Source organism: Mesorhizobium sp. M5C.F.Ca.IN.020.29.1.1, from assembly GCF_003997375.1.
GTDB classification, from domain to species: domain Bacteria; phylum Pseudomonadota; class Alphaproteobacteria; order Rhizobiales; family Rhizobiaceae; genus Mesorhizobium; species Mesorhizobium wenxiniae.
In genome coordinates, this window is the sequence record NZ_RZSW01000848.1 from 1 (window position 1) to 1,871 (window position 1,871).

Consider the following 1,871-nt stretch of genomic DNA (forward strand, 5'->3'; position numbering starts at 1 on the left):
ATGGCCAGGCGCGCAACAGTTTGCGGCAAGCACTGGTCGACATCCGGCGCTCGTTCCCGACCAGCAAAGATGCCGCCGTCTACATCGACGGGGATCACGAAGCCGTCGCGCTGTTTGCCGGCCCGGATGAAGCGGACATTTCGATCTTCGACCGGAAACTGGAGGAGGGCCGGGCGACCGATCTCGCCTTCGCCGCCGACCTCTACCGCGGTGGGGTGCTCGCAGGGGAAGCCATTCCTGAGGAACTGGATGAGTGGTTTGGACCCTATCTGAACAGGTATCAGCGCAAGGCGCTGCAGTTGGTGGATCGGCTGAGCCTCGCGCTGCCCATACCCGGCTCTGCGGAAGAGACAGCCTGCGAGGGCCTGGCAGAGAGATTGCTCGCCTCAGATCCTACCGCCGAGGCCGCCCATCGGGCGCTGATCCGGATCCACGCGCATCGCGGTCACGAAAACGCGGCCTTGCGCCAGTTCGAGCTTTGTCGAACTGCCCTGAAAAAGCAGCTGGATGCGGAGCCGGAGGCGCAGACAAGCTCACTGGCGGCTTCTCTGCAGTCCCGCGAACGAACTGGACATCAGCGGCCGGGGCCAAGCTCTGGCGTCGCGGCGCCGGCGCAAATGCGGGCAGTCCAAGCGAGACACGACGACCAGCCATCAATTGCAGTGCTGCCATTCCAGAACCTAAGCGGTGATGTCGAGCAGGAATATTTTGCCGACGGCATGGTGGAAGACATCGTCACCGCCCTGGCTCACTTCCGCCACCTGTTCGTAGTCGCACGGAATTCGAGCTTTGCCTACAAGGGGCGGTCCATAGACATAAAGCAGGTCGGGCGTGAACTGGGCGTGCGCTATGTGGTCGAGGGAAGTGTGCGCCGGGCGAGTGACCGCCTGCGCATCGCCGGACAGCTCATCGACACCTCGACGGGGGCCTATCTCTGGGCCGATCGTTTTGACGGAACGCTCGCCGAGGTGTTCGATCTGCAGGACCAGGTCGCCTCGAGCATAGTCGGCGCAATCACACCGAAGGTGGAGGAGGCTGAGATCGAGCGTGCCAAACGCAAGCCGACAGAAAGCCTCGACGCTTATGACTACTACCTCCGCGGGCTCGCAGTCTTTGACCGGACGGTCAACGATCAAACGGCTATCGACGAAGCGTTGCAACTGTTCAAGGCAGCGATCGCCCGTGACCCGGAGTTTGCCGCAGCTTACGCGCGGGCTGCGCGATGCTACGCCACTCGAAAGAGCAATGGCTGGATGGTCGATCGCGCGGAAGAGGTCGCAGAAGCCGTCCGGTTGGCGAGGCGAGCGGTCGAACTCGACAGGGACGATGCGATCGCACTTTCCCATGGTGGATACGTCCTTGGTTATGTTGGGGGCGAACTCAAGAACAGTGCGGTCTGCATCGATCGCGCGCTCGTTCTCAATCCGAATTTAGCGGCTGCCTGGGGCCTAAGCAGCTGGGTGAGAGCCTGCTTTGGTGAGCCGGACAGGGCCGTCGAACACGCTGCGGGCGCCATGCGCCTGAGTCCACTGGATCCGCGTCTGTTCGCCTGGCAGTTCTGCACGGGGCTCGCTCACTTCTGTGCTGGCCGCTACGATGACGCTGTCGAATGGGCAGAAAGCTCGTTGCGATCCCAGCCGAACTACGCAAGCGCCATGCGCGTTGCGGCCGTAGGTCATGCCCTGGCGGGGCGGCTTTTGGAAGCGCAGCAAATGATGGCCCGGCTGTGCGCGTTCGATCCCTCGCTGCGGCTTTCGAGTCTCGCCGAGGTGCTGCCGCCGTTTCATCGACCGGACGATCGCAGCAGATATATCGAGGGCCTTCGCAAGGCGGGCCTGCCGGACTAAGGCCCGTGTCTCCTGAAATGGTGG

At 62.9% G+C, this 1,871-nt stretch carries 1 protein-coding gene; it reads left to right on the forward strand.

Going from position 1 to position 1,871, the window contains the following annotated elements; genetic code table 11:
• The coding region (locus tag EOA85_RS34230; protein ID WP_127212632.1) for a BTAD domain-containing putative transcriptional regulator at positions 1–1,847 on the forward strand (1,847 nt) is incomplete at its 5' end.
• Positions 1,848–1,871 lie beyond the last annotated feature (24 nt).